Here is a 3756-nt window from a genome sequence, read left to right on the forward strand (position 1 = left end):
GTATTTAGGTGGTGGCGCTGCGCTTGAAATACACTGAAAATAAGCTGAAAATATAAAAAACTGTTATTTTTCAGTTTAATCTGCAATCTGCTGATATTTTTTTTCGTGTGTTCTGTGAGATCTGCGCGGGGAGTCTGCAAAAAATCTCTGTGACCTCTGTGCCATTGTGGTAGATAGAAGAAACTAGTTTGTTATAACCGAAGAAAACTTGTATCTTTGCAGTGAGATTTTAAGACATGAGGATTATGAAGTCATTATCAGTGTTTTTCCTGTTGCTTGTGTTGCCGGTTGTGGCGGTGGCGCAGGCATCTGATAGTATTTGCCACCCGCGGCACGAGTTGCAGATTTCTCCGATTCCCCTGGTTGGGGCAGGAGTTGTTGCAATGGCTGCCAATGGGGCCGAGCGCTCTGTCCCTGCCGACGGCGGGACGAAGTCGCACAACCGTCTCGACGACGTGCTGCAATTCTCCCCGCTTGTAGCCACCTGGGGGCTCAAAGCCTGTGGGGTGGAAGGACGCAGCGACTGGAAACGGCTGGCAGTGAGCAACGCTCTGTCGATGGGCATCATGGCCGGATTGAGCCAGGGGTTGAAGCACACTGTGAATGAGATGCGTCCCAACGGCTCGGCAAACAACTCGTTTCCCTCGGGACACACTGCCACGGCATTTGCCGCAGCAACTATCATGCACAAGGAATATGGCCTTACCCGCAGCCCGTGGTACTCGGTGGGCGCCTACTCGGCAGCCGCAGCCACCGGCATCTTGCGCGCCCACAACAACCGTCACTGGGCCAGCGACATACTGGTGGGCGCGGGAATAGGCATCATCAGCACCGACCTGGGATACCTCATCACCGACCTTATTTTCAAGGACAAAGGCACAAAGACATACCCCCATGACTACGATGCCGACTGGCGCCAGGACCCGTCGTTTTTCTCGGCCAGCCTGGGCACGTCTATCCCGCTGGCAGGCATCGACATTGACCAGTCTCTGCTCGACGCCGCCCACTCGGCCCCGGTTGAAATAGGATTTGACAAGGCAAACCTACTCCACCCCACGCTTCGCCTAGGCTCCGCCACCACGGTGAGCATCGAGGGCGCATGGTTCCTGCACCGCAATGTGGGTGTGGGTGCGCAAGTGTCGCTATGCGAGATGCCAGTGCGAGCCGACGGGCTCAACATCTACTCGGTGGAGATGCTTTCCGGCGGCAAGCAGTCGCTCTCGATGCTGCCCGGGCATGGCATGATGCAGACGGTTGACAACCTGACCAGCTACACCGCCACGGCAGGCGTGTATGGCTCGATAGCGCTGAACCACCGTTTCGCCCTGGGAGCAAAGGCACTAGCCGGTGTGCGCATGGCGAGCTCATGCTGTCTTGACGCTAGCGAAGGCGTGAATGTGGACGGCAACGCGTCTATTGCCCGCGAACGCCTCACGCTCAAACCGTCGACCTCGCTGGCATGCACCGCAGGCTTGAACCTCACCATGCTCACGCACAACGGCATGGCATGCAAGTTTTTCATCGACTACAACCACACACGGTTCAGCTACGACGCCACCTACGAGCGCGAAACACAACTTGCGCCAGTGCTGTCGCAATCGGCACCGCCCGCAGCCACGGCAACAGCGTCGTCGCGCCACACACTGGGCACCGTCACCACCGGCGTGGCATTGCAGCTGCAACTTGCCAGGTAGCAGCCACATTCAAATTCAATCTGTGGTCTTTTCCAGACAAAAATGCCATCACGGGGACTGTCCCTTTGATGGCATTTTACTGTTTTTTTTCGTCTTTCGTAAAAAATTATTACTTTTGCAGTTATAATGAAGATAGGCAATATAGATTTAGGAGACCGTCCGGTCATGCTCGCCCCGATGGAGGACGTGACCGACTTGTCGTTCAGGAAGATATGTCGAGAGCAAGGCGCCGATATGGTTTACACCGAGTTTGTGAGCGCCGAGGCCCTGGTGCGCAACATCAACAGCACCGTGCGCAAGCTCAACATCGCTCCTGGCGAGCGTCCTGCTGCTATCCAGATTTATGGCCGCGACGTGGATTCGATGGTCGAGGCCGCACGCATCGCCGAGCAAGCACAGCCCGAGGTTATCGACATCAACTTTGGCTGCCCCGTGAAGAAAGTTGCAGGCAAAGGCGCTGGAGCTGGTATGCTTCGCAACATCCCGCTGCTGCTCGAGATCACCCGCGAGGTGGTGAAGGCGGTGAAACTCCCCGTCACGGTAAAGACCCGCCTGGGATGGGATCACAACAGCAAAATCATCGTGGACCTTGCCGAGCAGCTGCAAGACTGCGGCATCCAGGCACTCTCGATCCACGGCCGCACACGCTCGCAGCTCTATAACGGCGATGCCGACTGGACCCTCATAGGCGAGGTGAAGAATAACCCGCGCATGACGATTCCCATCATAGGCAACGGCGACATCACATCACCGCAAAAACTGGTCGAGTACTTCAACCGCTATGGCGTGGACGGCATCATGGTGGGCCGTGCCTCGATAGGCGCCCCGTGGATATTCCGCGAGATGAAGCACTACATGGCCACAGGCGAGATGCCCGTGATCAGCGACAGCGAGAAGATGACCCTGGTGCGACGCCAGATTGATGAGAGCATCGACCGCATCGACGAGTACCGCGGCATCCTTCACATACGCCGCCACCTCGCTGCAACACCACTGTTCAAAGGAATCAAGGACTTCCGTCCCACACGCATCGCCATGCTCCAAGCCTCTACACGCGACGAGCTGGTTGCCATCCTCGACCACGTGGAGCGCGACATCTTGCCCAATGAAGACTTGAGAATAAAATTAGGATAATAACACATACAAAAAAAACATATTATGAAGAAACTAAGTTTAGTAGTAATGACACTGGTCATGCTCACATCGCTCAACGCCGTAGCGCAGGTTGAGGATTTTGACATCAATGTGGGTGATTTCACACAATTAGTCGTTGACAATAACATTGATGTTGTGTATAAGCCCAGCACAACGCTCGCAGGCCATGTGCAGTTCAAGGCCACAAAGAAGGTTGCCAACAACTTGATTTTCAAGACTAGTAAAAAGAAACTCACAATCCAGGTGGCAGAGGACATGATGGGCAAGGACCAAACTCCCTTGCTCACAGTATATTCCAGCACGCTGGTATTTGCCGAGAACAATGCCGACAGCACCGTGACGGTTTTTGTTCCCAAGGGTGTCAAGGAGTTTACCGCCGTGAGCTCGCGCAACGGCGACACCAAGCTGGAAGAAGTGGACGTGGAAAAACTCACAGTGAGGATCAAGACCGGCTGGGGCGACATCTATGCCAGCGGCAAGTGCGACCTGCTGGTGGTGAGAGGACTGGGCACTGGCGACCTCAATGTGCAGGAACTCGAGGCCCGCAATGCCGATGTGCGTTACACCGGCAGAGGAGTGGTGAGATGTGACGTGACCAACGAACTCAAGCTGAAAGGAGCCGGAGGTGCCAATGTGCTCTGCAAGAAGCTACCTGCCAAGGTTTCCAAAGCCAAGCTCTTGAGGGGCATCAAGCTAGGACTGCTCGGAGACGAGAAAAAATGAGTCTGCCGCAAAAAAATGCGAAACCTTTACTGGGGGCGTAACCATTCACCAACGGAACTCCCCGCGCGGATCTCACTGATTTCACGGATTTTTTTCATTGAAAATATATTAACAATTAGAGGCTGAAAGCCGACACGCACAAAGCTTGCTTTGGGCACATAACCCCCACCGAAGGGAGTGAAAC

Annotated in this window: 3 protein-coding genes; all 3 read left to right on the plus strand. The window is 54.8% G+C overall.

Features of this window, described 5'->3' with window-relative positions:
• The first annotated feature begins 245 nt into the window (after positions 1–245).
• Complete coding sequence (locus ACKI3C_RS08665) at positions 246–1694, plus strand: phosphatase PAP2 family protein (protein ID WP_407404079.1); 1449 nt, start codon at positions 246–248, stop codon at positions 1692–1694.
• A 126-nt stretch (positions 1695–1820) separates the two neighbouring features.
• Complete coding sequence (gene dusB / locus ACKI3C_RS08670; protein WP_407404081.1) at positions 1821–2828, plus strand: tRNA dihydrouridine synthase DusB; 1008 nt, start codon at positions 1821–1823, stop codon at positions 2826–2828.
• A 24-nt stretch (positions 2829–2852) separates the two neighbouring features.
• A complete protein-coding gene (locus ACKI3C_RS08675; protein WP_407404083.1) occupies positions 2853–3572 on the plus strand; it encodes a GIN domain-containing protein in 720 nt (239 codons plus the stop codon).
• The last annotated feature ends 184 nt before the right edge of the window (positions 3573–3756 follow it).

It is taken from the genome of Sodaliphilus sp., assembly GCF_045598405.1.
GTDB classification, from domain to species: Bacteria; Bacteroidota; Bacteroidia; order Bacteroidales; family Muribaculaceae; genus Sodaliphilus; species Sodaliphilus limicaballi.

Bases quoted from the DNA above. Each gene is read 5' to 3' on its own strand.
- ACKI3C_RS08665 (WP_407404079.1), top strand. From the start codon at position 246: ATGAAGTCATTATCAGTGTTTTTCCTGTTGCTTGTGTTGCCGGTTGTG.
- dusB (WP_407404081.1), top strand. From the start codon at position 1,821: ATGAAGATAGGCAATATAGATTTAGGAGACCGTCCGGTCATGCTCGCC.
- ACKI3C_RS08675 (WP_407404083.1), top strand. From the start codon at position 2,853: ATGAAGAAACTAAGTTTAGTAGTAATGACACTGGTCATGCTCACATCG.